Origin of the sequence: Streptomyces sp. 6N223 (genome assembly GCF_052246635.1) — a bacterium.
GTDB lineage: Bacteria > Actinomycetota > Actinomycetes > Streptomycetales > Streptomycetaceae > Streptomyces.
This window is the reverse complement of sequence record NZ_JBQQCA010000081.1, coordinates 1-26,242: the sequence shown is the minus strand read 5'-3', so window position 1 is coordinate 26,242 and position 26,242 is coordinate 1. Positions and strand designations below refer to the sequence as shown.

Below are 26,242 nucleotides of genomic sequence, written 5' to 3'. Positions count from 1 at the left end.
TGGGTGGGCTACAACCCCTCCGCCAGGACCTCCGCGACGTGGCGGGACTCGTAGCCGCCGAGCTGCGCCAGCTGCGTGCGGCAGGAGTACCCGTCGGCCAGCAGCACCGCGTCCCCCGGCGCGGAGCGCACCGCCGGCAGCAGCACATCCTCCGCGCACGCCACCGACACCTCGTAGTGGCCGCGCTCATACCCGAAGTTGCCCGCCAGTCCGCAGCACCCCGCCGACAGCTCGCCCACCAGCCCGGCCCGCTCCCGCAGACGCCGGTCCGCCGCGACGCCGAGGACCGCGTTCTGGTGGCAGTGGGTCTGCCCGGCCACGGGACGGTCGATGCGGGGCGGCGTCCAGTCGGGGGCGTACTCCTCGATCGTCTCGGCGAAGGTGCGGACCGCCGCGGCGAGGCGGTGGGCGCGCGGGTCGTCGGGCAGCAGCTCGGGCAGGTCGGTGCGGAGCGCGGCGGCGCAGGGGGGTTCCAGGACGGTGACCGGCAGCCCGGAGCCCGCGCCCTCACCCGCGACGGGATCGAGCGCGTCCAGCGTGCGCCGCAACGTCGCGCGCGCGTGGTCGAGCTGTCCGGTGCTGGTGTACGTCAGGCCGCAGCACACACGCCCGGCGGGCAGCGTGGGCCGCAGCCCGGCGGCGTTCAGGACGCGCCAGGCGGCCTCGCCCGCCTCCGGGGAGAGGTAGGTGGTGAAGGTGTCGGGGAAGAGGAGGACGTCCGCGTCCGGGACATCCGTATCGCCCGCCGCCAGGCGGCGCGTCAGCGGCGTACGCGGCAGCCGCGGGATGGGGCGTTCGGGCGCGATGCCCGCCACGCGCTTGGCGAGCGCGGCCAGCGGCGGGACGCGGCTGGCGAGGTTCGCCGCCGGGGCCAGCCGCAGGCGGGCCAGCAGGCGCAGCCACTGCGGCAGGCGGCCCAGCGCGTAGTGGGAGGCGGGGCGGCGGCGCCCGGCGTAGTGGTGGTGCAGGAACTCCGCCTTGTACGTGGCCATGTCGACGTTCACCGGGCAGTCGCCGCGGCAGCCCTTGCACGACAGGCACAGGTCCAGCGCCTCGGCCACCTCCGGCGAACGCCACCCGTCCGTGATCACCTCGCCGATCAGCATCTCGTGCAGCAGCCGGGCGCGGCCCCGCGTGGAGTGCTGCTCGGCGCCCGTCGCGCGGTAGGAGGGGCACATCACGGCCCCGTCGGCCGCGTCGTTGCGGCACTTGGCGACGCCGACGCAGCGGCGTACGGCCGCCGAGAAGTCGCCGCCGTCGTCCGGGTAGGCGAAGGCGACCGGGACGGCGCCGGGCCCGGGCAGGCCCGCGAAGCGGATGTCGTCGGTCTCGGCGGCGCGGCGCGGGGCGATCACGCCGGGGTTGAGGCGCTCGTCCGGATCCCACAGCCGCTTGAAGTCGTCGAAGACGCCGACGAGTTCCGGCCCGTACATGCGCGGCAGCAGCCGCGAGCGCGCCAGGCCGTCGCCGTGCTCGCCCGACAGCGAGCCGCCGTGCCGGACGACGAGCTCGGCGGTGTCCTCGGAGAACGCCGCGAAGCGGGCCAGCCCCTCCGCGCCCAGCAGGTCGAAGTCGATGCGGACGTGGATGCAGCCGTCGCCGAAGTGGCCGTACGGCACGCCCGTCAGCCCGTACTCGCCCAGCAGCGCGCGGAAGTCCCGCAGGTACGCCCCGAGCCGGGCGGGCGGCACCGCGCAGTCCTCCCAGCCGGGCCACGCCTCGCCGCCGTCCGGGCGGCGGGTGGCGGTGCCGGAGGCGTCCTCGCGGATGCGCCACAGCGTCCGCAGGGCGGCGGGGTCGGCGACCACCGTGTGGTCCACCCGGTCCGTCGCCGCGCGGCCGATCGCCTCGGCGCGGGCCTGCGCCTCGGCCGGGCTCTCGCCGCCGGTCTCGACGAACAGCCAGGCGCCGCCGCGCGGCAGGGCGGACCGGGCGGCCTCGTCCCTGATCAGGTCGGCGGCCATGCCCTCCACGGTCAGCGGGCCGTGCGGCAGCAGCCCGGCCGCGGCCTCGGCGGCGGCGGACTCGTCGGCGTATCCCAGCACGGCGAGCGCCCGCGCGGGCGGCGCCTGCACCAGGCTCACGGTCGCCTCCGTGAGGATCCCGAGCGTGCCCTCGCTGCCGGTGAACGCCCGCGCCCAGTCCCGGCCGCGCTCGGGCAGCAGCGCGTCAAGGGCGTAGCCGGAGATGCGGCGCGGCAGCTCGGGGAAGCCGGTGCGCAGCAACGCCAGGTGACGGGCGGTGAGCTCGTCGGCGGCGGCGCGCAGCGGGCCGGGCACCCCGGCGCCGCCGCGCGCGAGCCGGGCACGCTCGCCCCGGTAGGTGAGGGCCGTCAGCTCCTGCACGGTGTCGGCGGTGGTGCCCCAGGCCACGGAGTGGGCGCCGCAGGAGTTGTTGCCGATCATGCCGCCGAGCGTGCAGCGGCTGTGCGTTGACGGGTCGGGGCCGAAGGTCAGCCCGTGCCGGCCCGCGGCGGCGCGCAGCGTGTCGCAGACGACGCCGGGCTGCACGGTGGCGGTGCGGGCGGCCGGGTCGAGGGCCAGGACGCGGTTCATGTGGCGGGTGAAGTCCAGCACCACGCCGGCGCCGGTGGCGTTCCCCGCGATGCTGGTGCCGCCGCCGCGCGCCACCACCGGCACGTCGTGCTCGCGGCAGACCGCCAGCGCCGCCGCCACGTCGGCCGCGTCGCGCGGGGACACCACGCCCAGCGGCACCCGGCGGTAGTTGGAGGCGTCCTGCGTCGTCAGCGCCCGGCTGCCCGCGTCGAACGCCACCTCGCCCCGGACGGCCCCCCGCAGCCTCGCCGCGAGTTCTCCCGCGATAGCTCCGGTCGCGTCATCTCCGATGCCTGCCATGCCTGCCATGCGTGCCATGCGTGCCGTGCGTGCCGTGCGTGCGATGCGTGCCATGAGGACAAGCGTGCACACACAAGCGCACTCCCATCACCCGCAACACGGCCCCACGCGGCCGGAACTCTCCTATAGTGTTTCCCGATTATTGCTGGTCCATTACGGGCCGTCAGGTCCCCACCCGTATATGAGGACTCCGATCATGACAGCGCAGAGCCCCCCGGCGCGCCGCAAGACGGAGCGCGCCCCCCTCCGGCCTGTCCTGCTGGCCCTGCTCATCTCGGTCTCCGTCACCGGGGCCGCGTGGCTGGGCGCGGTGTACGCCGCGCCCGAGTCGTTCGAGGGCGAGCTGGCCTGGGGCGCCGGGGTCGCCGCCGCCGTCGTCTGCGCCGCCGTGGTGACCGCGGCGATCGGCGTCGTGCGCGCGCGCTGGCTGCGCGCCCGGCTCCGCGCCGCGGAGGCGGACGCCGCGCACTTCGCCGAGGAGACGGTGCCCGCCCTGGTCGCGCGGCTGCGCGAGGGCTCCTCGGCCCCCACCGCGCTCGCCGCCGCCGAGCAGCCCGCCGACCCCGCCCACCAGACGGTGCTGCGCACCGTGGCGGAGGAGATCGGGCGGGGCGAGACGGCCAAGTCCGCGGCGATGGCGGCCTGCGCCAACGCCGCCGGGCGGATGCAGGCGTTGGCCACCGGGATGCTCGCCGACCTCCGCGAGATGGAGCACCGGCACGGGGACGAGGCGGTCCTGGCCGACCTGCTGCACCTGGACCACCGCACCGCTCAGGCCGGGCGGCTGGCCGACAGCATCGCCGTGCTCACCGGGGCCCGCTCGGGACGCCGGTGGGCCAAGCCGATCGTCATGGAGAGCATCCTGCGCGGCGCGATGGGCCGCATCGGCGGCTACCAGCGGGTGCGGCTGCACTGCGCCGTGAACGTCGCGATCGCCGGGCACGCCGCCGAGGGCGTGATGCACGCGCTCGCCGAACTCCTCGACAACGCCGCCAACTTCTCGCCGCCCACCGCCGAGGTCCACGTCTACGTGGAGGAGGTGCCGGCCGGGGTCATCATGACCGTCGAGGACAGCGGCCTGGTGATGAGCGACGTCGCGCTGCGCCGCGCCGAGCGGGCCGTCTCCCGCGACCACCCGCTGGACCTGACCTCGCTGTCGGGCACCCGTCTCGGGCTTGCCGTGGTGGGCGTCCTGGCCCGCAAGCACGGGCTGTCGGTGTCCTTCCGGCCCTCGGCGCGCGGCGGCACGGGGGCGTTGATGATGATCCCGCACGACCTGATCAGCCGCCCCAGCGCCGACGGCGACCAGCCGGCCGCGCGGCCGCGCACGGCGCCGACGGGCCCGCCCGCCGCCGCGGCGGGGGCCGCCGCCGCGCCGGCCCCCGCACTCGTCGCCGCCGGGCCGATCGCCACGGCCGACCACGCGCCCATGGACGCCATGGACGACGACGCGGTCGCCGGCACGGGCGCCGGCCCCGTCGTGACCGAGGAGGACGTGGCGTACAGCACGAACGGCCTGCCGAAGCGGCGGCGCGGTCGCACGCTGGCCAACGCCCACCCCGACGGCGTCCCCGGGGCCGCCGCCCGCGCGCGCCGCGCGGAGCCCGCCGAGCGCCGCCACTCCCCCGAGCGCTCCGCCGCCCGGCTGGTCGCCTTCCGCCAGGCGGTGCGCGGCACGCAGGAGTCCCAGGAGATACCGGTCGCCACCAACACCGGCAGGACCAGCAACACCGCGAACACCGCGAACGCCGCCAACGCCGCAGGCGCGGCCCGTGCGGACGGCGGCCGCGCCGCAGATCCGGCCACCGCGCCTCCCGAGACGCCCGCCACCCACACCGCATCCGCTACGCCCGCTACGCCCGCCGCCAGCTCTGCCGCCCACCCGGAGGACGACGACGCATGACAGCACCATCGACCGGGATGCAGAGAACGGGCGTCGGCGCGGCCGCCGACCTGACGTGGCTGCTGGAGAACCTGCTGGGCCGCACGCCCGGCGCCCGCCACGCGCTGGTGCTGTCGCGCGACGGACTGCGGCTGTGCCACACGCCGGAGCTGACCGACGACCAGGCCGATCAGCTCGCCGCGATCTCCGCCGGCATACAGAGCCTGTCGCAGGGCGCGTCGATGGAGTTCGGCGACGGCACGGGCGGCGTGCGGCAGTCGATGACCGAGTTCTACGGCGGCATCCTGTTCATCGTGGAGGCCGGGGACGGCGCCCACCTGGCGATCGTCGCCGCCGAGGACGCAGACGCCGGCCTCGTCGGCCACAACATGAACGAGCTCGTCGAGCAGCTCGGCGACTACCTCAGCGCCCCACCGCGCCGGCCCATCGACGACAGCGGCGGCGGACCCGCATGAGCCGACCGGCGCGCGACGAGGACCCGGACCGGCTGTACACCCTCACCGGTGGCCGCAGCCGGGCCGGCTCGAACGTCTTCGACCTCGTCACGCTGGTGGTGAGCGAGAGCGAGCCGGCTCCCGGCATGCAGTCGGAGCACGCCAGGATCCTGCGGTTGTGCCGCTACCCGACGGCGGTGGTGGAGGTCGCCGCCGAGCTGAGGCTGCCCGTCAGCATCACGAAGATCCTGCTGAGCGACCTGCTCGACAGCGGCCGCATCACCGCCCGGCACCCGAACACCACCCGCGGCACCGGCAGGGCGACCACGCTCGGCGCCGCGGCGGCCGACCTACCCGACCCACAACTCCTCGAACAGGTGCTCGTTGGACTCCGCAACCTCTGACCCGAAAGCCCCGGCCCCCGCGGCGGCCGCCTCGGCGGCGGTGCGCTCCCGGCCCCGGCTGCACAGCACCGCCAGCAACGGCCTGAAGATCGTCATCGTCGGCGGCTTCGGCGTCGGCAAGACCACCATGGTCCGCTCCGTCAGCGACATCCGCCCGCTGAACACCGAAGAGGTCATGACCCAGGCCGGGCAGGGTGTCGACGACCTGTCGGCGGTGCGGGGCAAGACGGCCACCACCGTGGCGTTCGACTTCGGGCGCATCAGCCTGAACGCCGAGACCGTGCTGTACCTCTTCGGCGCCCCGGGTCAGGAGCGGTTCTGGTTCCTGTGGGACCGGCTGTTCACCGGCACGCTCGGCGCGGTGGTGCTGGTCGACACGCGGCGGCTGGCCGACTGCTGGTACGCCATCGACCGGCTGGAGCACCACGGCACGCCGTTCATCGTGGCCCGCAACGACTTCGGCGGCCCGGCCCACACCACCGAGGAGATCCGCGACGCCCTCGACCTGTCCGACGGCGTTCCCCTCATCGACTGCGACGCCAGGTCCCGCGCGTCCAGCAAGCAGGTGCTCATCACGCTCGTCGAACACCTCCGCGCACGCGTCAAGGCACTGGAGACCTCGGAGACCCCCTCGTGACCGACCAGCAGACGTCCCCCCGCACCTGGGCCGCCGACGGCGACGACCCCGCGCCGCCCGTGCCGCTGAGCGGGCCCCGCTTCCACACCGATCCCGCCCTGCTGTACGCCGAGATGCGGCGGCTCCACGGGCCGGTGGTGCCGGTGGTGCTGCCCGGCGACGTGCCCGCCTGGCTGGTGATCGGCTACCGGGAGCTGCACCGCGTCACCGCCGACCCCGAGCTGTTCACGCGGGACATGGGCCTGTGGAACCAGTGGCCGCGCATCCCCGACGACTGGCCGCTGCTGCCGATGGTCAACAAGCCGCAGCCGTCGATCTACTACACCGTCGGCGCCGAACACCAGCGCCACGTGGACGTGGTGGTGCCCGCGCTCCAGGCGACCGACCCGTTCGAGCTGCGCCGCCACGCCGAGGAGCTGGCCGACAGCCTGATCGACGGCTTCTGCGGCCGGGGCGAGGCCGAGCTGATCGGCGAGTACGCCAAGATGCTGCCGATCCTGGTGCTGGCCCGCGTCGTGGGCTTCCCCGACGAGGAGGGCCCGGAGCTGGCCAGGGCGATCAACGCGCTGGCGGACGGCGGCGAGGACGCCGTCAGCGGCTTCGAGTTCCTGGGCGCCTCGATGACGCGGCTGCTGGCGGCCAAGCGCCGCGCCCCCGGTCCCGACGTGGCCTCCCGGCTGCTGGCCCACCCCATCGCGCTGACCGACGAGGAACTGGTCCTGGACGTCCAGTCGATCACCGCGGCCGGGCACCTGCCCACCGCCGACTGGATCGGCAACTCGCTGCGGCTGATGCTCACCGACGACCGGTTCGCCGCCTCGCTCTCCGGCGGGCGCAGCAGCGTCGGCGAGGCCATGAACGAGGTGCTGTGGGAGGACACCCCCACCCAGATCCTCGCCGGGCGGTGGCTGGCCCGCGACACGCGGCTGGGCGGGCGGCACCTCCACGCCGGGGACATGCTGCTGCTGGGCCTGGCCGGCGCCAACGCCGACCCGGACGTGCACCCGGAGGGCGCGGTCCACCGGGGCGGCAACGGCGCGCACTTCTCCTTCGGCCACGGCGACTACCGCTGTCCCTTCCCGGCGCAGGAGATCGCCGAGGTCATCGCCCGCACCGGCATCGAGGTGCTGCTCGACCGCCTCCCCGACATCGAGCTGGCCACCTCCCCGGAATCCCTGGTCCGGCGGCCCTCCCCGTTCCTGCGGGGGATGCGGGAGCTGCCGGTCCGCTTCAGCTCGACCCCCGCGCGCTATCCCGGGGGCTGACCCCTACCGTTTCCTGTTGGAGGCACCCGTGAGCTGCCCCGTAACTCCTGGCGTACCTGGCGCACCCGGCGTATCCCTCGTCCTCGACCCGCTCGTGCGCGACCTGCCGGGCGAGACCCGCCGGCTGCGCGCGGCCGGACCCCTCACCCGCATCCAACTGCCCGGCGGCGTCACCGCCTGGACGGTCACCACCCACGCCGAGGCCCGCCGGCTGCTGACCGACCCCCGGCTGGTGAAGGACATCAACCAGTGGGTGGACTGGCGCAGCGGCCGGGTCACCCGCGAGTGGCCGCTCATCGGCATGGTCGACCCCGGCCGCAGCATGTTCACGGTGGACGGCGCCGAACACCGGCGGTTACGCGCGAAGACCGCCCAGGCCATCACCGCGCGCCGGGTGGAGGCGCAGCGGCCCGCCATCGAGGAGCTGACGGCCGGCCTGCTGGACGAGCTGGCGGCGGCCGGCTCCCGGGCCGGGGGCGGCCCGGTGGACCTGAAGGCGCTCTTCGCGCTGCCGCTGCCGATGGCCGTCATCAGCAGGCTGATGGGCGTCGACCCGGCCGAGCACCCGCGGCTGCACCGGCTGTTCAAGGCGTTCTTCAGCGGGCTGACCCCGCAGGACGAGCGGCTGGCGGTGATCGAGGAGCTGGAGGCGTTCTTCGCCCGCATGGTCGCCGAGAAGAAGGAGCTGGTGGCGCGGGGCGAGCCCGCCGACGACCTGACGTGCGCGCTGATCGCCGCCGAGGACGGCGGCGAGCCGCTGACGGACGAGGAGGTGACCGGCAACCTCCAGGCGATGGTCGGCGCCGGGCACGAGACCACGATCAGCCTGATCGTCAACGCGGTGCGGGCGCTGTGCACCCACCCCGAGCAGCGGGAGCTGGTGCGGCGCGGCGAGATCGGGTGGGACGTGGTGGTGGAGGAGACCCTCCGCTGGAACACCCCCACCCCCCACCTGCTGATGCGCTTCGCGACGGAGGACGTGGAGATCGCGGGCACGGTGATCCGCCGGGGCGAGGGCCTCGTGATCTCCTACCACGCCATCGGCTGGGACGAGGCACAGCACGGCCCCGACGCCGACCGATTCGACATCACCCGCCCGACCCCGATCCGCCACATGACCTTCGGCCACGGCCCGCACATCTGCCCCGGCGCCGCCCTGTCCCGCCTGGAGGGGGGCATCGCGCTCCCCGCGCTCTTCGCCCGCTTCCCCCGCCTGCGGCTGGCCGTGCCGGAGTCGGAGCTGCGCAACCTCCCGATCGTGACCCAGAACGACCTCGCGGAGCTCCCGGTCCTGCTGGCGTAGTCGCCAGGGGCTCCGCCCCCGCGCCCCCGGCCGCCCTCACCCCGGCGCCGCACCCCGGGGTGAGGGCCGTCGTCCACGGGGTGACGCGTGGCGTCTCAGCGGCCGGACCGCGTGCGGGGCGCCGCCGTGGACGGACTACGCTCCGACTCGTGGCCGATATTCAGATTCCCGCTGACATCAAGCCCGCCGACGGCCGGTTCGGATCGGGTCCCTCCAAGGTGCGCACCGAGGCGCTCGGCGCCCTGGCCGCGACCGGTTCCTCCCTGCTCGGCACCTCCCACCGCCAGGCACCCGTGAAGAACCTGGTCGGCCGGGTCCGCGCGGGCGTGCGCCAGCTGTTCTCGCTGCCCGAGGACTACGAGGTGGTGCTCGGCAACGGCGGGTCCACCGCGTTCTGGGACATCGCGACGCACGGGCTCATCGAGGCGAAGTCGCAGCACCTGTCGTTCGGGGAGTTCTCCTCGAAGTTCACCAAGGCCGCCAGCAAGGCCCCGTGGCTGGACGAGCCGACGATCATCACCGCCGACCCCGGCTCGCACCCGCTGCCGCGCGCGCAGCGCGGCGTCGACTCCTACGCCCTCACGCACAACGAGACCTCGACGGGCGTGGCCATGCCGATCCAGCGCGTGGCCGGTGCCGACGAGGGCTCGCTGGTGCTGGTCGACGCCACCTCCGGCGCGGGCGGCCTGCCGGTGGACATCGCCGAGACCGACGTCTACTACTTCGCCCCGCAGAAGTCCTTCGCCTCCGACGGCGGCCTGTGGCTGGGGGCCTTCTCCCCCGCCGCCCTGGACCGCGCGGCGCGGATCCACGCCTCGGGGCGGCACGTCCCGGAGTTCTTCTCGCTGCCGACCGCGATCGACAACTCGCGCAAGAACCAGACGTACAACACGCCGGCGCTGGCCACGCTCTTCCTGCTGGCCGAGCAGCTCGACTGGCTCAACGGGAACGGCGGCCTGGGGTGGGCCACGCGGCGGACGGCGGACTCCGCGGCGCGGCTGTACGGGTGGGCGGAGAAGCACGACCGGGCCACGCCGTTCGTGACGGAGCCGGCGCAGCGCTCGCAGGTCGTCGGCACGATCGACTTCGACGAGGCGACGGACGCGACGGCGATCGCGGCCGCGCTGCGGGCGAACGGCATCGTCGACACGGAGCCCTACCGCAAGCTGGGCCGCAACCAGCTCCGCGTCGCCATGTACCCGGCCATTGACCCGGCCGACGTCGAGGCTCTGACCGCCTGCATCGACTACGTCATCGAACGCCTCTGACCCCCGCCCGTCCGCCCCTCGGGGCTCTGCCCCCTGACCCTCGTTTTTCCCCGCCCGCCCCCCTTCGGAGCGGGCGGGGAGGGGGAATCCCCTAGCGGGACAGGCGCTGGTAGCGGCGGACCGCCAGCGGCATGGCGATCGCCGTGATGATCAGCGGCCACAGCGCCGCGGCCAGGATCGCGTTCTCCTCGACCCAGCTGTCCCCGGTCGGCATCGGGTTGCCGAACAGCTCGCGCACCGCGTTGGCCGACGCCGACACCGGGTTCCACGTCGCGATCACGCCCAGCCAGTCCGGCATGAGCGAGGGCGAGGTGAAGACGCTGGAGATCATGCCGAAGGGGAAGGCCACCGCGAAGAGGCTCCCCGCCGCCTGCTCGTTCGGCATCAGCAGGCCGAGGTAGACGCCGACCCAGATCAGCGCGAAGCGCAGCAGGAGCAGCAGCAGGAAGGCGCACAGCGTCTCCCACAGCGTGCCGTCGGAACGCCAGCCGACGACGAGCGCGATGCTCGCCATGATGGCCAGGTCGAGCGAGGCGTGCAGCAGGTCGGAGACCCCGCGCCCGGTCACGACGGCCGACGGCGTCATCGGCATGGACCGGAAGCGGTCGGTGATCCCCTTCTCCTTCTCGATCGTGACGGTCATCGCGGTGTTCATGAAGCCGAAGGCCATCGTCATGGCGAACATGCCCGGCATGGCGAAGTCCTTGTAGTCCACGCCCTCGCCCACGTCCATGGCGCTGCCGAAGACGTACACGTACAGCAGCACGGAGACGATCGGGAAGCCGAGCTGCCAGGCGACGATCGAGGGCTGCTTGACGAGGTGCGTCAGGTCGCGCCGGACGATGGTCGCGCAGTCGGCGAACATCCAGTACAGGCGGCGGTCGTCGGTGAAGGTGAGGGTGCTGGGGCTGTTGCCGGGGCTCGTGCCCGCGCTCGTGCTGGTGGTGGTGCTCACGCGACGCTCTCCTTCTCCTCCGTCGTCTTCTCCTCCGTCGTCTCCGTCTCCGTCTCCGTCTCCGTCTCCGTCTCCGTCGTCTCCGTCTCGGACGTCGACTCCGTCTCCGCCGCTCCGCCGGTGAGGCGGAGGAACACCTCGTCGAGGGTGGGCCGCCGCAGGCCGAGGTCGGCCACCCGGGTCCCCGCCTCCTGGAGCGTGCGGGCCACCTCGGTCAGCGCGGCAACGCCCTCCCGCACGGGGGCGTGCACCCGCAGCCGCTCCTCGTCGGTCTGCGGGGCGACGCCGTGCGCGACCCGGGCCACCGCCCCGGCGGCCAACGGCAGGTCGGCCGCGTCCTCCAGCACCACCTCGACGCGGTCGCCGCCCACCGCCCGCTTCAGCCCGGCCGGGGTGTCCTCGATGATCTTCCGGCCCTGGTCGACGACGGCGATGTGGTCGGAGAGCTGGTCGGCCTCGTCCAGGTAGTGGGTGGTGAGGAGGACCGTGGTCCCCGCCGCCGTGAGCTGGCGGACGGACTGCCACACCTCGCTGCGCCCGCGCGGGTCGAGGCCGGTGGTGGGCTCGTCGAGGAAGAGCACCTCGGGGGCGAGGATCATGCTGGCGGCCAGGTCCAGGCGGCGGCGCATCCCGCCGCTGAAGCCCTTGACCTGCTTGTCGGCGGCCTCCCGCAGGCTGAACCGGTCGAGCAGCTCCTCCGTGCGCTGCCGTGCCTGCTCCTTGCCGAGGTGGAAGAGGCGGCCGAACATGCGCAGGTTCTGGCGGGCGGTGAGGATCTCGTCCACGGCCGGGTGCTGCCCGGTCAGCCCTATGCGGCGGCGTACGGCGCGGGGTTCGCGCACCACGTCGTGGCCGCCGACCTCGGCCCGGCCGCCGTCGGGGCGGATGAGGGTGGTGAGGATGCGGACCGTGGTGGTCTTGCCCGCGCCGTTCGGGCCGAGCAGCCCCATCACCGTGCCGCGCCGGACGGCGAGGTCGAACCCGTCCAGCGCCGTCTTGTCGCCGTAGCGCTTGCACAGCCCCTCGGCGACGACCGAGTAGTTGTCTGACATAAGCCCCGTCCCGTCCTCGGATGCCTCAAATAAACTGGGTACGTCGTACTCACTATAGCCTGACAGCGTACGCCGTACCCAGAAATTATTTCCGGCCCCACGGGAGCACCACGATGACGACGGCACACAGCGGAAGCGGCGACCTCAACCGCAGCCTCCAGCTCCTGTGGCAGGGGCGGGAGCAGCCCAGCCGGGGCCCGAAGCCGGGGCTGACGCTGGAGGGCATCGTCACCGCCGCCGTCGCGCTCGCCGACCGGGAGGGGCTGGCCGCGCTCTCCATGCGCAAGGTCGCGGCCGAGCTGGGCGTGGGCACGATGTCGCTCTACCGCTACGTCCCGGGCAAGGGAGAGCTGCTCGACCTCATGCTCGACCACGTCAACGCCCTCGACGACGAGGAGCTGGCGGCGTACGAGGGCAAGGACTGGCGGGAGACGCTGGAGAAGGTGGGCCTGGGCACCTTCCACCTCTACGAGCGGCACCCCTGGCTCCTCCAGGTCAACCAGACCCGCCCGCTCCTCGGCCCCAACTCCCTGCTCAGCTTCGACTTCGCCCTCTCCTCGCTGGAGGGCCTGGGCCTGAACGGCCAGGAGAAGGTCGCCGTGATCACGGCCCTGGACTCCTACATCACCGGCATCGCCCGCTCGCACATCCTCCAGCAGCAGGCGGCGGAGCAGTCCGGCATCTCGGACGAGGAGTTCTGGGAGGCGCAGAAGCCGATCCTGGAGGTGGCGATGGAGAGCGGCTGTTATCCGCACGTCTTCGGGCTCGACGAGGACGCCTTCGGCATCAGCCAGGAGGCCATCATGCGCTTCGGCCTGGCCCGGCTTCTCGACGGCCTCGCGTCGTTTATCGAAGCCAAATAGTTTGATAGTGAAATCAGTGTTTTTCAGTCAGCCTTGTCCGGCGTGCCTTTCTGACCTTGGCGTGGATCGGGAATCCCCACGTGAGGGAGCGTTAGGCATGGGAAAGAGCATCACGAATACCTTGCGGGATCTCGTCGGCGACGTCGCCGACGACCTGAAGGAGGCGTTCGACGAGACCTGGAGCACGACAAGCACCACCGCGGGCCGCGTCACCACCACCACGGCCCGGACTGGGACGACCGCTGGGACCGCGACTGGCACCGGGGCCCCCACGGGGGCCGCGGCCCGCACCACCGCGACCCGCACGACCGCTGGGACCGGGACAGGCACCGGGACTGCGACCGGGACCGTGACCGGGACCGTGACCGGGACTGCGACCGGCCGTTCGACCAGCTGGCGGAGCGGATGGACTCGCTGATCGGTCTCCTCCGGGACGGCCGCGACGGCGACGCCCCGGGAGACGGCGCGCGCGGGACCACCAGCTGGTAGACGTTGCCTCCGCTGCTGGGTGAGGCGGCCACACGTTGAGCGGTGCTCGTCTCCGTGTGGTCGTGCGAGTCCTCGGCGATCTCCTGGCCGGCGAGGTGCGGCGCGCGGTCCTCCGGGGCCGCCGCAGCTCGCCGGCCGGGGACGCCGATCGTGCCCAGGGCATACGACGTGCCCTGGAACGGCTCGGCCCCTTCTACATCAAGGTCGGCCAGATCCTGTCCACCCGCCCCGACATCGTCCCCGACCACATGATCCCGGAGTTCGAGAAGCTGCACGACAGCGCCGACCTCCTCCCCTTCTCGCGGCTCGAGCCCGTGCTCCGCCAGGAGTTCGGGCCCCAGTGGACACGCCTCTTCCAGGACATCGACACCGACGCCCCCGTCGGCGCCGCCTCCCTCGCCCAGGTGCACCGGGCGACGCTGCGCGGCGGCCGGCCGGTCGTCGTGAAGATCCAGCGGCCGGGGGTGCGCGAGGTCGTCCTGGACGACATGGCGCTGCTGCGCAGGGCGGCCCGGATCGTGGGCAGGGCGGCGCCCCGTTTCAGCTCGGTGATCGACGTCGACGCCATGCTCGGCGTCATCTTCGACGCCATGCAGCCGGAGCTCGACTTCACCCTGGAGGCCCGCAACATGAAGCGGGCCAAAGGCCTGGTCGCGAGGTTCGAACGCCTCGCCGTCCCGGACGCGCTGGTCACCGCGCCCCGGGTGCTGGTGCAGAGCCTGGCCCCGGGGACCTCCGTCCGGTACGCCGACCGCGACGCGTTCGACGCGGACGAGCGGCTGGAGATCGGCCGCGAGCTGCTGGCGTTCTGCTACCGGGGCTTCTTCGTCGACCGCTTCTTCCACGCCGACCCCCACCCCGGGAACATCTTCGTCGCCCCCGGCGAGCCGGCGACGCTGATCGACTGGGGCATGGTCGGCCGCACCGACCGGCGCACCGGGATGCTGCTGATGCTCATCCTGCTGACGCTCGCCCAGAACGACGGCCACGGCCTGGCGGAGGCGTGGTGCGAGCTCGGCGAGACCATGCCGTGGGCGCAGCCGGGGGCGTTCATGGCCGACATGGCGACGCTGGTGTCCAAGATCGCCGACGCCTCGCTGGAGGAACTCGACTTCGGCGTCACGCTGACCCGCATCCTGACCTGCTCCACCCGGCGCGGCATCCGCACCAATCCGGCGATCTCGATCCTCGGGAAGTCCTTCGGCAACATCGAGGGCTCGGTGCGGTGCCTGTCGCCGGAGCTGTCGCTGGTCGACGTCTTCGAGGAGCAGATGGTGAGCGTGCTGCGGTCCCTGGCCGCCGAGACCGCGTCCAAGGGGCAGGTGGCCCGCACGATGATGGAGGTGATGCTCGGCATCGGCGCGGTGGCCGGTCAGCTGCGCGGGCTGATGCGGGACCTGTCGAGCGGGGAGCTGTCGATCCGCACGGACGCGCGGCCGGCGTAGCGCGGGACCGGGACGGGGCGGGGCGGGCGGTCACAGGACGCGGTTCACGACGAACTCGCAGAGGGCGCCGAGCTCCTGCCTGGGTCGCGGCCTGAGCGGAACGCCGTCGAGCGCGGCGTGCGCGCGGACCACGGCGCGGCGGCCCTCGGCGAGCACCAGGCGCCGCCCGCCCGCCCGCTCCACGAGGCGGGCGGCCAGCCCCACCTTCTCGTCCCGGCTCATGTCCGCCTCCTCCAGCAGGTCCGCCAGCCGCTCGGCCACCCCGCCCCCGCCCGCCAGGGCGGCGACCATCGGCAGCGTCTTCTTGCCGCGCCTGAGGTCGCTGCCGACGGGCTTGCCGGTGACGCGCGGGTCGCCCCAGATGCCGAGCAGGTCGTCGACGGACTGGAAGGCGATGCCGAAGTGGCGCCCGGCGGCGTCGAAGGCGGCGACGGCGCGGGCGTCGCCGCCCGCGAGGAGGGTGCCGAGCGCGGCGGAGCAGCCGAAGAGGGCGCCGGTCTTGTTCGCCGCCATGGCGCGGTACTCCTCCGGCTTGACGGCGCCCGGACCGCACCAGGGCCGCCGCTCGAAGTGCATGTCCTCGGCCTGGCCCCGCATCAGCCCCATCAGCGCCGCGCACAGCAGCGCCATGGCGTTGCGGCACCTGCCGCCGTCCTCGCCCGCGGAGCGGCGGGTCACGTCCACGGCGAGGGCGAGCAGCGCGTCGCCGGCCAGGACGGCCGGGCCGGTGCCGAACGCCTTCCAGAGGGAGGGCCGGTGACGGCGCCGGGCGTCGTTGTCCATGATGTCGTCGTGCACCAGGCTGAAGGCGTGGACCAGCTCGGCGGCGACGGCCGCGGGCACGGCCGCCTCCGCGTCGCTGCCCACCGCCTCGGCGGCGAGGATCGCGAACGCCTGCCGCACGCCCTTGCCGCCCCCCGCCGCGCCGCCGGGGTCCGGGGCCGGCGTTCCGTCGGCCGCGCACCAGCCGAAGGAGTACGCCGCGAGGCGCCGGATGTCCGGGTGGAGGCGCTCCAGGGCCGCGACCAGGGCGGGGCGGACCAGGTCGCGGCATCGGTCCAGCGCCTGCGGCGGCGACGCGGTCGTCGGCATCGCGCTCCCTCCCCGGCCGTGGCTCGCCCAGTGATTCGATGGAAAGACGGCGGCGCGGTCGTGCACAAGACGAGAATCACGGGTTCACCCGAACGGGTCTCCCCGAGGCGCTTTTGCTCCCCGAGTTCCGGGGGCCGGCGAACGACAATGCTTTCGGGGGAATTCGCCGGGTCCGCCGCATCTCCTCCCCGGTGCGGATCAGGATTTCGATGGTAAAGAACGCCGAACTCGCCGAACTCGCCGAACGCGCCGGACTCGCCGAACGCGCGGAGCTCGCGAAAATGGCAAGGCTCGCGGAGCTCGTCGACCTGCCGCCGATCTACTGCCCTTTTCCCTCCGCGGTCCACCCCCGCGCCGAGCCGGTCCACGGCCGGGCCGTCGACTGGATCCAGAAGTCCGGGATGTGCGGGACCGACGAGGCACGCGCGTGGTCCGTCGCCTCGCACAGCGCGGACTTCTTCGGCCGCTTCGTGCCCGAGGCCGAGGACGAGCGGCTGTTCGCCACCTCGCTGTGGGTCTACTGGGCCTTCACCTTCGACGACGCCCGGTGCGACCACGGGCCGCTCGCCACGCGCCCCGGCGAGTTCGCCGGGCTGGCGGTGCGCGTGCAGCGCGCCGTGGAGGCGCCCTCCAACCCCGACGCGACCGACAGGTTCATCCCGCCGCTCCAGGACGTCGCCCGGCGGCTGCGCGCCATCGGCACCCCGACGACGACGCGGCGCTTCGCCGTGGCCCACCGCGCCTGGCGGTCCGGCGTCACGTGGCAGATCGGCAACCGGGCGCGCGGGCACATGCCCGACCTGGACGAGTACCTGGCGATGCGGCTGCTCTCCGCCGGCGGCGAGCCGACGTTCGCGCTGCTCGAACTGGCCACGGGGGGTGAGATCCCGGGCGGCGAGTTCGACCGGCCGGTGGTGCGCGCGCTCACCGAGCTGGCCATCGCCGTGGCGGGGCTGGACAACGACTGGCACTCCGCAGGCCGGGAGGCGCTGCGGGGCCACTCCGAGCAGAACATCTACACCGTGCTCATGCGCCACCGGAGCCTGGCGCCCGCCGACGCGGTCGCCGAGGCCACCGCGATCAGGGACCGCCTGCTCAACCGCTTCCGCCAGCTCCTCGACCGCGTGCTGCCCCGGGCCGGCGCCGAGCTGCGCACCTACCTGGCGGGGCTGTGCCACGGCATCCGCGGCAACGCCGAGTGGGGCCTGCGCGTGCCGCGCTACCTCAGCACGGGGCGGCTGCCGGACGGCTTCAGCGAGGCGCCCGTCGAGTGGGCCGACTCACCGGCCGACTCCCGGGCCGGGCCGCCGCCGACGCCGACGGTGTCGTGGTGGTGGGACGACGACCTGGCCTAGGGCTGGCCGTCATGCGCCGTTCGAGCCCCTGCGGAACAGCAGGCGGCGCAGGGCGAGGATGACGACCGCGCCCGCGACGAGGGTGGCGGCCGTGCCGACCGAGATGCCGCCGTCGTCGCCGGCGTCACTGGCGTCGCCGGACTCACCGCCCGCCTGCGCGCCGCCGTCGTCGTCTTCCTCCGCCTCGTCCTCCTCCGCCGCCTGGGCGCTCTCCGGCAGGAGCTGGCCCGCGAGCTCCACGGGCTCGACCGGGCTGGCCTCGCCCTCCGAGCCGAGCATCAGCGTGGCGCCGTCGGGAGTGAAGGTGGCGGACTCGCCCTGCTCCTGAAGCGGGATCATCACCTCCCGGTCGATGGGCTCCGGCGGGCCGTCCGGCCCCGGCCAGGCGTACATCTGGGAGGTGAAGTAGCCGCGCAGGAACAGCCGCGTGCCGTCCGGGGAGAAGGCGCCGTCCGTCACCCACAGGCCGATGTCGGCGATCCGTTCGAAGGTGGTGACCCCGGTCTCCGAGAGCCCGGCCCCGGGCGAGGCGTAGAGGGCGGCGCCGCCGTTGTCCTTCTTGCTGGCGATGTAGACGCGGCCCGTCTCCGGATGGACCATCAGCGCCTCGGCGTCGCGCGGGCCGTCCTCGTACTGGACGGCGTGGACGGCGGGCGTCACCGTGGCGTCGGCCAGCCGCTCCGGCTCGGGGAGGCGGTAGATCCACACCTCCTCCCAGCCGCCGTCGTAGTTGTCGCCGATGTCGCCGACGTACAGGGCGCCGTCGGGCCCGATCGAGATCGCCTCGACGTCGCGGCCGGCGACTCCGTCGCCCGCCAGTGTGATGGTGGCGAGGGTCCGTCCCGTCTCGCCGTCGACGGCGTAGAGGTGCGGCGCGGGGCTGCCGTCCGAGGAGCTGTCGTTGTGCGTCCAGTACACGCCCGGGTGGCGGCTGCTGGCGGCCAGCCCGCTGGACTCCGTGATCGCCGGATCCTGGATGGTGAAGGCGGAGGGCGGCGTCACCGCGGCCATCAGGAGGGCGGCGGCGGCCAGGATCGGCGTCGGCGTCGGCATGGGGACAAGCCTGCCACCTCCCTGGCCATGTGAATGAATCTTGCTGGACCGAAGAACTTACGGGAAATTTATAGGCGCCAATGCTGACATAACAGACAGTTGTATTGCGGCGTCACACTGGTCAACCTAAGTTCCCTCCCCATGAGTGGATATGGTTCAAACGCCCCGGGGTATGTCGCCCCGCCCCCGGCCACCGGTCCCGCGACCGGTGGGCCGCCCAAGCTGCTGATAGCCGGCATCGTCGGCTCGGCCCTCGCCTTCATCGGCTCCTTCCTCGCCTGGACCTCGGTCGACTTCGACGGCCAGAGCGAGACCATCCGCGCCACCGAGGGCGACGGCATCTTCACGGCCGTCACCTCGGCCGCGGCCATCGCGCTGTTCGTGGTCGGCCTGGTGCGCAGGAACGACAAGATCGCGGCGATCTCCGTGCTTCCCACGCTGATCACGCTCGTGTTCGGCCTGCTCAACCTCCTCGACTCCGAGCGCCTGGCCCGCGCGGACATCGAGAGTGACCCGGAGTTCGAAGGTATCTCCGGCGATGAGCTCGACATGCTCCTCAAGGAGTTCGACTTCAGCCCCGGCGTGGGTCTGTACGTCGTGCTGCTGGGCGCCGTGGTGGCCGTGGTCGCGGGGGTCATGGCCGGTCTGAAGGCGCGCCAGAGCCAGTAGGACAAAAGCAGAACGCACCATCGAAGGGGCGGCCGTCACGCGCGTGACGGCCGCCCCATGGCGTTGCACGCCGATCCGAGCCCCGGCTCACCAGGCGAACGCCTCCGGCGAGGGGCCGGGGCCGGGGAAGACCTCGTCGAGGGAGGCCAGCAGCTCCACGCTCAGGTCGAGGTCCGCCGCGCGCAGCGCGCTCTCCAGCTGCTCCAGGGTGCGCGGGCCCACTATCGGGCCGGTGACGCCGGGCTGGGCGAGCAGCCAGGCCAGCGCCGCCTCGCCCGGCTGGAGGCCGTGCTTGTCGAGGAGGTCCTCGTACGCCTGGATCTGCGCGCGGGCCGCCGGGTCGCTGAGCGCGTCGGCGGCCCGGCCCGTGGCGCGGCGGCCGGTCTCGGCCTGCTTCTTGAGAATGCCGCCGAGCAGGCCGCCGTGGAGCGGGGACCAGGGAATGACCCCGAGCCCGTAGTCCTGCGCGGCCGGGATCACCTCCATCTCGGCGCGGCGCTCCGCGAGGTTGTACAGGCACTGCTCGCTGACGAGGCCGACCATGCCGCGGTGGGCGGCGACCTCGTTGGCCTGGGCGATCTTGTAGCCGGGGAAGTTGGAGGACCCGGCGTAGAGGATCTTGCCCTGCTGGATCAGGACGTCTATCGCCTGCCAGATCTCGTCGAAGGGGGTGTCCCGGTCGATGTGGTGGAACTGGTACAGGTCGATGAAGTCGGTCTGGAGCCGCTTCAGGCTCGCGTCCACCGCCCGCCGGATGTTGACGGCGGACAGCTTGTTGTGGTTGGGCCAGGGCGTGACGTCGTCCGGGCCCATGAAGCCGTTGACCTTGGTGGCGAGGACCGTCCGGTCGCGGCGGTCGCCCCCCTTGGCGAACCAGTTGCCGATGATCTCCTCGGTCCGGCCCTTGTTCGCGCCCCAGCCATAGACGTTCGCCGTGTCGAAGAAGTTCAGGCCGGCGTCGAGTGCGGCGTCCATGATCACGTGACTCTCGGCCTCGTCCGTGAACGGGCCGAAGTTCATCGTGCCCAGCACGATGCGGCTGACCTTAAGTCCCGTGCGTCCCAGCTGCGTGTATTTCATGGCCATAAGACAACGCCTTCGAGCGCGCTCGAGGCAAGGCCGTTCGCGGGCCGGACGCTCTCAGCCGCCGCCGAGGGCTGCGGCGACCGCGACGATGACGAGGAGGAGGACGAGGGCGGCGCTGACGATCCGCGTGCGCGTCTTGACGTTCACCCCGCCCACGGTAGTACCGCCGCCGTCGCGTAGCGGCCGGAGGTGGGGCCCTCGCTGCTCATGAGGGCGAGCCCGCCGACGCGCCAGGCGCGGCCGGCGAAGGGGCGCAGGGCCGCCACGTACGGGGCGAACGGCACGCTGTCGCCGTCGCCGTCGCCGCGGACGTTGCGGGCGAGGGTGAGGTGGGGGCGGTAGGTGCCGTACTGGTCGGCGTGGGGGCGCAGCCCCGCCGCCTCGGCGGCGAGGGCGGTCAACTCGGCCCGGTCGCCCGCGACCCCGGTGCCCAGGGCCCACTCGCTCAGCGACTCGCCGCCCGCCAGGCACAGCTCGAACGCCGCGCGCCGCCGGGCGACGGCGGCCAGGGCCTCGCGGAGGGCGGGCACCTGCTCGGTGGGCGTCTCGCCGTAGTAGGCGACGGTGATGTGCCAGCCGGCGCGCTCGGTCCACCGGAGGCGCTGGGCGCCGGGCAGCGGGGCCAGGTCCCGCCGCACGACGCCGGCCAGCTCCTCGGCCACGGCGGCGGGCGGCAGTATCGCGGCGAACAGTCGCATGCGGGGGTCCTCCCCCGGCCCGCCCCTCCCCGAAACCGGGGCTCCGTCCCGGGCCCCCGGGTGGGGTGCCGGGGCGTGGGCGGCCAGAGGTCCGGGGCGAAGTAGGGCCGCCGCTGGCGGCCACTGGCGCGGCCTAGCATCGGCGCATGAGGATCCGGCAGGGCGACGAGCGCGACATCCCCGCCATACTCGGCATGCTCGACCGCGCCGTCGCCTGGCTCGTCGCGCGGGGCCGCACCGGCCAGTGGGGCACCCAGCCCTGGTCGGCCCGGCCGAAGGGCGTGGAGCAGGTGACCGAGATCGTCCGGAGCGGCACGCCGTGGCTGGCCGAGATCGACGGCGAGGCCGTCGGGGCGATGACCCTCACGGCGCAGCCGCCCCCGTACGTGCCCCCGGCCGAGGAGCCCGAGGTCTACGTGCACCTGCTGGTGAGCGACCGCCGCTTCGCCGGCCGCGGCATCGGCGGCGCGCTGCTGTCGCACGCCGTCGCCGAGGCCCGGCGGCAGGGCGTCGGGCTGCTGCGCGTGGACTGCTACGCCGGGGGCGACGGCCGCCTGGTCGAGTTCTACCGCGGCCGGGGATTCCAGCCGGTCGCGTCCTTCACCGTGGGCGACTGGCCGGGCCGGCTCCTGGCCCGGCGCGTGTAGCCGCGTCGCCGTGCGACCGCGTCGCCACGCAACGGCGGCCGCTCGGCGGCGTTACGCCGTCGCCGTCAGCTCCTCTGGGTCCCGGGCGTTCCGCGGCACCAGCATCACGCCCCGCTGGCCGGCGCGCAGGCTGATCCTCACGCGCAGGCCGGCGATCCGGGCGAGGATCACCGCCACGCCCGCCGTCGCCAGCACGCACACCCCGCCGCCGGTCAGCATGGCCACGCGCGGGCCGAAGGCGTCCGAGAGCCAGCCGAGCAGCGGGCTGCCGATCGGCGTGCCGCCCATGAAGACCATCATGAACAGGCTGATCACCCGCCCGCGCATGGCCGGGTCGCTCGCCACCTGCAGGCCGGTGTTGGCGGTCACGACGAACGTCATGCTCACCAGGCCGATCGGCAGCAGCAGCACCGCGAACACCACGAAGTTCGGGGCGAGCGCGGCGGCGATCAGCAGCACGCCGAGCAGCGCGCCCGTGGCGACCGTGAAACGCATGCGCCGCTGGCCGCGCCGGGCGGCGAGCAGCGCGCCCGCCACCGAGCCCGCCGCCATCAGGGAGTTGAGCAGGCCGTAGGTGTCGGCGTCGGCGTGGAAGACCCCGTTGGTGAAGGCGATGAGGAAGACGGGGAAGTTGAAGGCGAAGGCGCCGACGAAGGCGATCAGGACGATGGGCCACAGCAGGTCGGGGCGGCCCCGCACGTACGCCAGGCCCTCGCGGAGCTGGCCCTTGCGGCGCGGGGCGCGCTCGGCGGGGGTGAGCTCCTCGGTGCGCATCAGCAGCAGCGCGGAAACGGGCGCGATGAAGGACAGCCCGTTGAAGAGGAACGCCCAGCCGCTGCCGACGCTCGTGATGAGGACGCCCGCGATGGCCGGGCCGACGAGGCGGGCGGACTGGAAGTTGGCCGAGTTCAGGGAGACGGCGTTGCGCAGCAGGCGGGGGCCGACGACGTCGGAGACGAAGGTCTGGCGGGTCGGGGAGTCCACGACCGTGACCAGGCCGAGGACCAGCGCCAGCGCGTAGACATGCCATTCGTTGACGACGCCGCCGAGGGTGAGGGCGGCGAGCGCCAGGCCGGTGACGCCGAGGGCGGACTGGGTGCCGATCAGAAGCTTGCGCTTGTCGTACCGGTCGGCGATGACGCCGCCGTAGAGGCCGAGGACCAGCATCGGGAGGAACTGGAGGGCCGCGGCGACGCCGACGGCGGCGGCCGAACCGGTGAGGGTGTGCACCAGCCAGCCCTGGGCTATTCGCTGCATCCACGTCCCGGTGTTGGACACGGCGGCGCTCAGGAAGAAGATCCGGTAGTTCCGGACCTTGAGGGAGTCGAAGGTGGTGATCTCGTTGGCGGCTGTCGCTGTCGCGTGGTGGTCGTCGGGTCGTCCGTCAGGTGCGGGGGCGGAGTCTGCTCCGTGTCCCGAACTCAAGAGGAACACTCCTTCCCTGTGCGTGTGCTAAAGGTGCGCGAGCTTGTGCAGGACGGGGGCGGCGTCGCGCAGCCGGGCCCACTCGTCCTCGTCGAGCTGGGCGGCCAGCTCGCTCAGCCATTCGTTCCGCTGCTTCTGGTTGGCCTGGAGGATGGCCTTGGCCTGGTCGGTGGCTGCGACCAGCTTCTGGCGCCGGTCCTGCGGATGCGGCTCCAGCCGAACGAGGCCGCGGTCCTGGAGCACCGCGGTGATGCGCGTCATCGAGGGCGGCTGCACGTGCTCCTGGCGGGCCAGCTCCCCCAGCGTCATGGCGCCGCAGCGGACGAGCGTGCCGATGGCCGACATCTCGGCCAGGCTCAGGGTGCGGTCCACCCGCAGATGGCGCAGGCGCCGGGCGAGCCGCAGCACGCCCATGCGCAGCGCCTGCACGGCGGCGAGGTCCTCGGCGCTGTCCAGGTCCAGCATCGCGTTCGGCATGGTGACAGCCTAGCTCATTAGCTTCGCTAACGAAATATATGGCGTTGCACTGCCGCTGTCGGTGCCCCGGCGTAAGCTTCCCGACAGGCAGGGACGTCGCAGGCCAGGGCGGCAGAGAGGCGGGGTGCCCGATGCGGGTGGGTGAGTGGACGAGCGGCAAGCGGGAGGCGCCCGAGCCCCTGGAGGGGAATGTGGTGGCCACCGTCGCGGTGGGCACCGCCGTGTGGGCCGTGCTCTTCCTCGTGCAGCTCCCGTTCTACGGCTGGCACCGCGAGCACGACCACGAGTGGTGGGTGTGGACGTGCCTGGCCGGGGTCGGCGGCGGCCTGGTCGGGCTGTGGTATGTGCGGCGGCGCGAGGCCGCCATCCGGGCGAGCCGGGAGGGGCGGGCGCGGGACGACGGCGATCGGCCCGGGCCGTGAGCGCGTCCATGCGCGGATGGCCGTACGGTCGAAGACATGGCTGCCGGTGAGGCCGCGAGCCGCGTGCGCGGGCTGACCGAGGCGGAGGTCGCCGAGCGCGTCCGGCGAGGCGAGGTCAACGACGTGCCCGTCCGGTCCTCCCGCTCCGCCGGGGAGATCGTGCGGGCCAACGTCTTCACGCTGTTCAACGCGATCATGGGCACGCTCTTCGCGATCATCCTGGTCGTCGGCCCGCTCCAGGACGGCCTCTTCGGCTTCGTCGTGCTCTTCAACGCGCTGATCGGCATCGTCCAGGAGCTGCGCGCCAAGCGCACGCTGGACAACCTGGCCGTCATCGGCGAGGCCCGGCCGACCGTGCGGCGGGACGGGGCCGCGCGGGAGGTCGCCACCTCCGACATCGTGCTGGGGGACGTGATCGAGCTCGGCCCCGGCGACAAGATCGTCGTGGACGGGGAGGTGGTGGAGGCCGACGGCCTGGAGATCGACGAGTCGCTGCTGACCGGTGAGGCCGACCCGGTGGTGAAGGAGCCGGGCGGCGTGGTGATGTCCGGCAGCTTCGTGGTCGCGGGCGGCGGGGCGTTCACCGCCACCCGCGTCGGCCGGGAGGCGTACGCCGCGCAGCTCGCCGAGGAGGCCTCCCGCTTCACCCTGGTCAACTCCGAGCTGCGCAACGGGATCGGCCGGATCCTGCGGATCTGCGTCTCGCTGATGATCCCGGCCGCGATCGGGCTCGTGGTCAGCCAGCTCGTGGTGGAGGACTCCGACACCTTCGAGGCGGTCCGCCGCATGGTGGCGGGCATCGTCGTGATGGTGCCGGAGGGGCTGGTGCTGATCACCTCGGTGGCGTTCGCGATCGGGGTGATCCGGCTCGGGCGGCAGCAGTGCCTGGTGCAGGAGCTGCCCGCGATCGAGGGCCTGGCCAGGGTCGACGTGGTGTGCCTGGACAAGACCGGCACCCTCACCGAGGGCGGCATGGACGTGTCCGAGCTGCGGGTGCTGGACGCCGACCAGGCCGACGACGCGCGGGCGCGGCGGGTGCTGGGGGCCCTCGGGGCCAGCGATCCCCGGCCCAACGCCAGCCTCCAGGCGGTCATCGAGGCGTACCCGGGGCCGGACGGCTGGCGGGCCACGGCGACGCTGCCGTTCTCCTCGGCCCGCAAGTACAGCGGGGCGGCGTTCACCGAGCCGGACGGGGCGCGCAGCGCGTGGCTGCTGGGCGCGCCGGACGTGCTGCTGCCCGCCGACGACCGGCGGCTGGCGGCGGTGGACGAGCTGAACGCCCGCGGCCTGCGGGTGCTGCTGCTGGCGCGCACGGAGGGGGAGCTGGACGCGCCCGCGGCGGCGGAGGACGTCTCCCCGGCGGCGCTGGTGGTGCTGGAGCAGCGGATGCGGCCCGAGGCGCCCGACACGCTGCGCTATTTCGCGGAGCAGTCCGTGGACGCCAAGGTCATCTCCGGCGACAACGCGGTCTCGGTGGGCGCCGTCGCGGGCCGGCTGGGGATTCCCGGGGCCGAGGCGCCGGTCGACGCCCGCCGGCTGCCGGCCGCGCAGCGGGAGATGGGCGAGGCCGTGGAGGGCGGCGCGGTCTTCGGGCGGGTCACGCCGCAGCAGAAGCGGGAGATGGTCGGCGCGCTCCAGTCCCGGGGCCACACGGTGGCGATGACCGGCGACGGGGTCAACGACGTGCTGGCGCTGAAGGACGCCGACATCGGCGTGTCCATGGGCAGCGGCTCGGAGGCGACGCGGGCGGTCGCGCAGATCGTGCTGCTGAACAACAGCTTCGCCACCCTGCCGTCGGTGGTCGCCGAGGGCCGCCGCGTCATCGGCAACATCGAGCGGGTGGCGAACCTCTTCCTGACGAAGACGGTCTACTCGGTCTTCATGGCCTTCGCGGTCATCGTCACCGCCGTGCCGTATCCGTTCCTGCCCCGGCACATGACGCTGCTGTCCACGCTGACGATCGGCACCCCGGCGTTCTTCCTGGCGCTGGCGCCGAACCGGGAGCGGGCCCGGCCGCACTTCGTGCGGCGGGTGCTGCGGCTGGCCGTGCCGTTCGGGCTGATAGCGGGGGCGGCGACGTTCGCGGTGTACGTGGTGGCCCGCGCGCACTACGGCGGGACGGGCGCGACGCGGGAGGCGGAGACCTCGGCGGCGACGCTGACGCTCTTCCTGATCGCGCTGTGGGTGCTGGTCATCGTGGCGAGGCCGCTGACGTGGTGGCGGGTGCTGCTGATCGCGACGATGGCGGCGGGATTCGTGCTCGCCATGACCCTGCCCGCCGCCCAGGAGTTCTTCGAGCTGCACCTGAGGGGCCGCCAGATGCCCCTGACGGCGCTGGGGGTGGCGGCGGTGGCGTGCGTGCTGCTGGAGGTCGCCTGGCGGCTGATGCTCCGGCACGTGCCGGACGTGCCGTAGGGGGTGGGGGGGGGGGGACACAAAAAACAC

24 protein-coding genes are annotated in these 26,242 nt (G+C 73.5%); 15 read left to right on the top strand and 9 right to left on the bottom strand.

What is annotated here, in order from left to right; genetic code table 11:
* Positions 1–8 precede the first annotated feature (8 nt).
* Entirely contained in the window at positions 9–2,855 is a 2,847-nt protein-coding gene (locus tag ACTWQH_RS30990) for an FAD-binding and (Fe-S)-binding domain-containing protein (RefSeq protein WP_443290131.1), read from the bottom strand.
* 196 nt (positions 2,856–3,051) lie between these two features.
* On the opposite strand from ACTWQH_RS30990, the gene ACTWQH_RS30985 reads away from it, so the two are divergent.
* The 7 genes from ACTWQH_RS30985 to serC all read left to right on the top strand — a co-directional run bounded on the left by ACTWQH_RS30985 (position 3,052) and on the right by serC (position 10,069).
* Positions 3,052–4,758 (top strand): sensor histidine kinase, encoded by a 1,707-nt coding sequence (locus ACTWQH_RS30985; protein ID WP_443290127.1) that lies wholly within the window; start codon positions 3,052–3,054, stop codon positions 4,756–4,758.
* Positions 4,755–5,213 (top strand): roadblock/LC7 domain-containing protein, encoded by a 459-nt coding sequence (locus ACTWQH_RS30980; RefSeq protein WP_443290126.1) that lies wholly within the window; start codon positions 4,755–4,757, stop codon positions 5,211–5,213. The genes ACTWQH_RS30985 and ACTWQH_RS30980 overlap by 4 nt, the downstream gene beginning before the upstream one ends.
* Positions 5,210–5,596 carry a DUF742 domain-containing protein gene (locus ACTWQH_RS30975; protein WP_443290125.1) on the top strand — a complete coding sequence of 129 codons (387 nt, stop codon included), beginning with the start codon at positions 5,210–5,212 and terminating at the stop codon, positions 5,594–5,596. The genes ACTWQH_RS30980 and ACTWQH_RS30975 overlap by 4 nt, the downstream gene beginning before the upstream one ends.
* The gene (locus ACTWQH_RS30970) at positions 5,577–6,233 is read left to right on the top strand and encodes a GTP-binding protein (protein ID WP_443290124.1); all 657 of its coding nucleotides are present in this window, start codon (positions 5,577–5,579) and stop codon (positions 6,231–6,233) included. The genes ACTWQH_RS30975 and ACTWQH_RS30970 overlap by 20 nt, the downstream gene beginning before the upstream one ends.
* A 113-nt stretch (positions 6,234–6,346) precedes the next feature.
* Positions 6,347–7,498 carry a cytochrome P450 gene (locus ACTWQH_RS30965; protein WP_443290130.1) on the top strand — a complete coding sequence of 384 codons (1,152 nt, stop codon included), beginning with the start codon at positions 6,347–6,349 and terminating at the stop codon, positions 7,496–7,498.
* A 28-nt stretch (positions 7,499–7,526) separates the two neighbouring features.
* Entirely contained in the window at positions 7,527–8,801 is a 1,275-nt protein-coding gene (locus ACTWQH_RS30960) for a cytochrome P450 family protein (RefSeq protein ID WP_443290123.1), read from the top strand.
* Between the two features lie 149 nt (positions 8,802–8,950).
* Positions 8,951–10,069, top strand: a complete 1,119-nt coding sequence (gene serC / locus ACTWQH_RS30955; RefSeq protein ID WP_443290122.1) for a phosphoserine transaminase — start codon at positions 8,951–8,953, stop codon at positions 10,067–10,069.
* Between the two features lie 91 nt (positions 10,070–10,160).
* On the opposite strand, the gene ACTWQH_RS30950 is transcribed toward serC, so the two are convergent.
* Both ACTWQH_RS30950 and ACTWQH_RS30945 read right to left on the bottom strand, forming a co-directional pair.
* Complete coding sequence (locus ACTWQH_RS30950) at positions 10,161–10,934, bottom strand: ABC transporter permease (protein ID WP_443290129.1); 774 nt, start codon at positions 10,932–10,934, stop codon at positions 10,161–10,163.
* Positions 10,935–11,020: 86 nt separating this feature from the next.
* Complete coding sequence (locus tag ACTWQH_RS30945) at positions 11,021–12,076, bottom strand: ATP-binding cassette domain-containing protein (RefSeq protein WP_443290121.1); 1,056 nt, start codon at positions 12,074–12,076, stop codon at positions 11,021–11,023.
* A gap of 113 nt (positions 12,077–12,189) precedes the next feature.
* Here ACTWQH_RS30945 and ACTWQH_RS30940 point away from each other — a divergent pair, with 113 nt between their 5' ends.
* The 3 genes from ACTWQH_RS30940 (at position 12,190) to ACTWQH_RS30930 (ending at position 14,873) form a co-directional block, all read left to right on the top strand.
* Positions 12,190–12,939 carry a TetR/AcrR family transcriptional regulator gene (locus ACTWQH_RS30940; protein WP_443290120.1) on the top strand — a complete coding sequence of 250 codons (750 nt, stop codon included), beginning with the start codon at positions 12,190–12,192 and terminating at the stop codon, positions 12,937–12,939.
* A 97-nt stretch (positions 12,940–13,036) separates the two neighbouring features.
* On the top strand, positions 13,037–13,357 hold the full coding sequence (locus ACTWQH_RS30935) for a hypothetical protein (RefSeq protein ID WP_443290119.1): 321 nt from the start codon (positions 13,037–13,039) through the stop codon (positions 13,355–13,357).
* Positions 13,358–13,484: 127 nt separating this feature from the next.
* Complete coding sequence (locus tag ACTWQH_RS30930) at positions 13,485–14,873, top strand: ABC1 kinase family protein (RefSeq protein WP_443290118.1); 1,389 nt, start codon at positions 13,485–13,487, stop codon at positions 14,871–14,873.
* Between the two features lie 30 nt (positions 14,874–14,903).
* On the opposite strand, the gene ACTWQH_RS30925 is transcribed toward ACTWQH_RS30930, so the two are convergent.
* Positions 14,904–15,965, bottom strand: coding sequence for a polyprenyl synthetase family protein (locus ACTWQH_RS30925; RefSeq protein ID WP_443290117.1), 1,062 nt, complete (start codon positions 15,963–15,965; stop codon positions 14,904–14,906).
* Positions 15,966–16,174: 209 nt separating this feature from the next.
* On the opposite strand from ACTWQH_RS30925, the gene ACTWQH_RS30920 reads away from it, so the two are divergent.
* Positions 16,175–17,320, top strand: a complete 1,146-nt coding sequence (locus ACTWQH_RS30920; RefSeq protein WP_443290116.1) for a terpene synthase family protein — start codon at positions 16,175–16,177, stop codon at positions 17,318–17,320.
* Positions 17,321–17,329: 9 nt separating this feature from the next.
* On the opposite strand, the gene ACTWQH_RS30915 is transcribed toward ACTWQH_RS30920, so the two are convergent.
* Positions 17,330–18,373 carry a hypothetical protein gene (locus tag ACTWQH_RS30915; RefSeq protein WP_443290115.1) on the bottom strand — a complete coding sequence of 348 codons (1,044 nt, stop codon included), beginning with the start codon at positions 18,371–18,373 and terminating at the stop codon, positions 17,330–17,332.
* A 141-nt stretch (positions 18,374–18,514) separates the two neighbouring features.
* Here ACTWQH_RS30915 and ACTWQH_RS30910 point away from each other — a divergent pair, with 141 nt between their 5' ends.
* On the top strand, positions 18,515–19,042 hold the full coding sequence (locus ACTWQH_RS30910; RefSeq protein ID WP_443290114.1) for a hypothetical protein: 528 nt from the start codon (positions 18,515–18,517) through the stop codon (positions 19,040–19,042).
* An 87-nt stretch (positions 19,043–19,129) separates the two neighbouring features.
* Here the strand turns inward: ACTWQH_RS30910 and ACTWQH_RS30905 are convergent, their stop codons facing one another.
* Together ACTWQH_RS30905 and thpR are read right to left on the bottom strand one after the other, a co-directional pair.
* Positions 19,130–20,122 carry an aldo/keto reductase gene (locus ACTWQH_RS30905; RefSeq protein WP_443290113.1) on the bottom strand — a complete coding sequence of 331 codons (993 nt, stop codon included), beginning with the start codon at positions 20,120–20,122 and terminating at the stop codon, positions 19,130–19,132.
* A 149-nt stretch (positions 20,123–20,271) separates the two neighbouring features.
* Positions 20,272–20,826 (bottom strand): RNA 2',3'-cyclic phosphodiesterase, encoded by a 555-nt coding sequence (gene thpR / locus ACTWQH_RS30900; protein ID WP_443290112.1) that lies wholly within the window; start codon positions 20,824–20,826, stop codon positions 20,272–20,274.
* Positions 20,827–20,972: 146 nt separating this feature from the next.
* Between thpR and ACTWQH_RS30895 the strand changes: the two genes are divergently transcribed.
* The gene (locus tag ACTWQH_RS30895; protein WP_443290111.1) at positions 20,973–21,473 is read left to right on the top strand and encodes a GNAT family N-acetyltransferase; all 501 of its coding nucleotides are present in this window, start codon (positions 20,973–20,975) and stop codon (positions 21,471–21,473) included.
* 51 nt (positions 21,474–21,524) lie between these two features.
* Here the strand turns inward: ACTWQH_RS30895 and ACTWQH_RS30890 are convergent, their stop codons facing one another.
* Both ACTWQH_RS30890 and ACTWQH_RS30885 read right to left on the bottom strand, forming a co-directional pair.
* Complete coding sequence (locus ACTWQH_RS30890; RefSeq protein ID WP_443290110.1) at positions 21,525–22,898, bottom strand: MFS transporter; 1,374 nt, start codon at positions 22,896–22,898, stop codon at positions 21,525–21,527.
* Positions 22,899–22,925: 27 nt separating this feature from the next.
* A complete protein-coding gene (locus tag ACTWQH_RS30885) occupies positions 22,926–23,363 on the bottom strand; it encodes a MarR family transcriptional regulator (protein ID WP_443290128.1) in 438 nt (145 codons plus the stop codon).
* A 143-nt stretch (positions 23,364–23,506) separates the two neighbouring features.
* Between ACTWQH_RS30885 and ACTWQH_RS30880 the strand changes: the two genes are divergently transcribed.
* Together ACTWQH_RS30880 and ACTWQH_RS30875 are read left to right on the top strand one after the other, a co-directional pair.
* Complete coding sequence (locus ACTWQH_RS30880; protein ID WP_443290109.1) at positions 23,507–23,797, top strand: DUF2530 domain-containing protein; 291 nt, start codon at positions 23,507–23,509, stop codon at positions 23,795–23,797.
* Positions 23,798–23,833: 36 nt separating this feature from the next.
* Positions 23,834–26,212 (top strand): HAD-IC family P-type ATPase, encoded by a 2,379-nt coding sequence (locus ACTWQH_RS30875; RefSeq protein ID WP_443290108.1) that lies wholly within the window; start codon positions 23,834–23,836, stop codon positions 26,210–26,212.
* Positions 26,213–26,242: the final 30 nt, after the last annotated feature.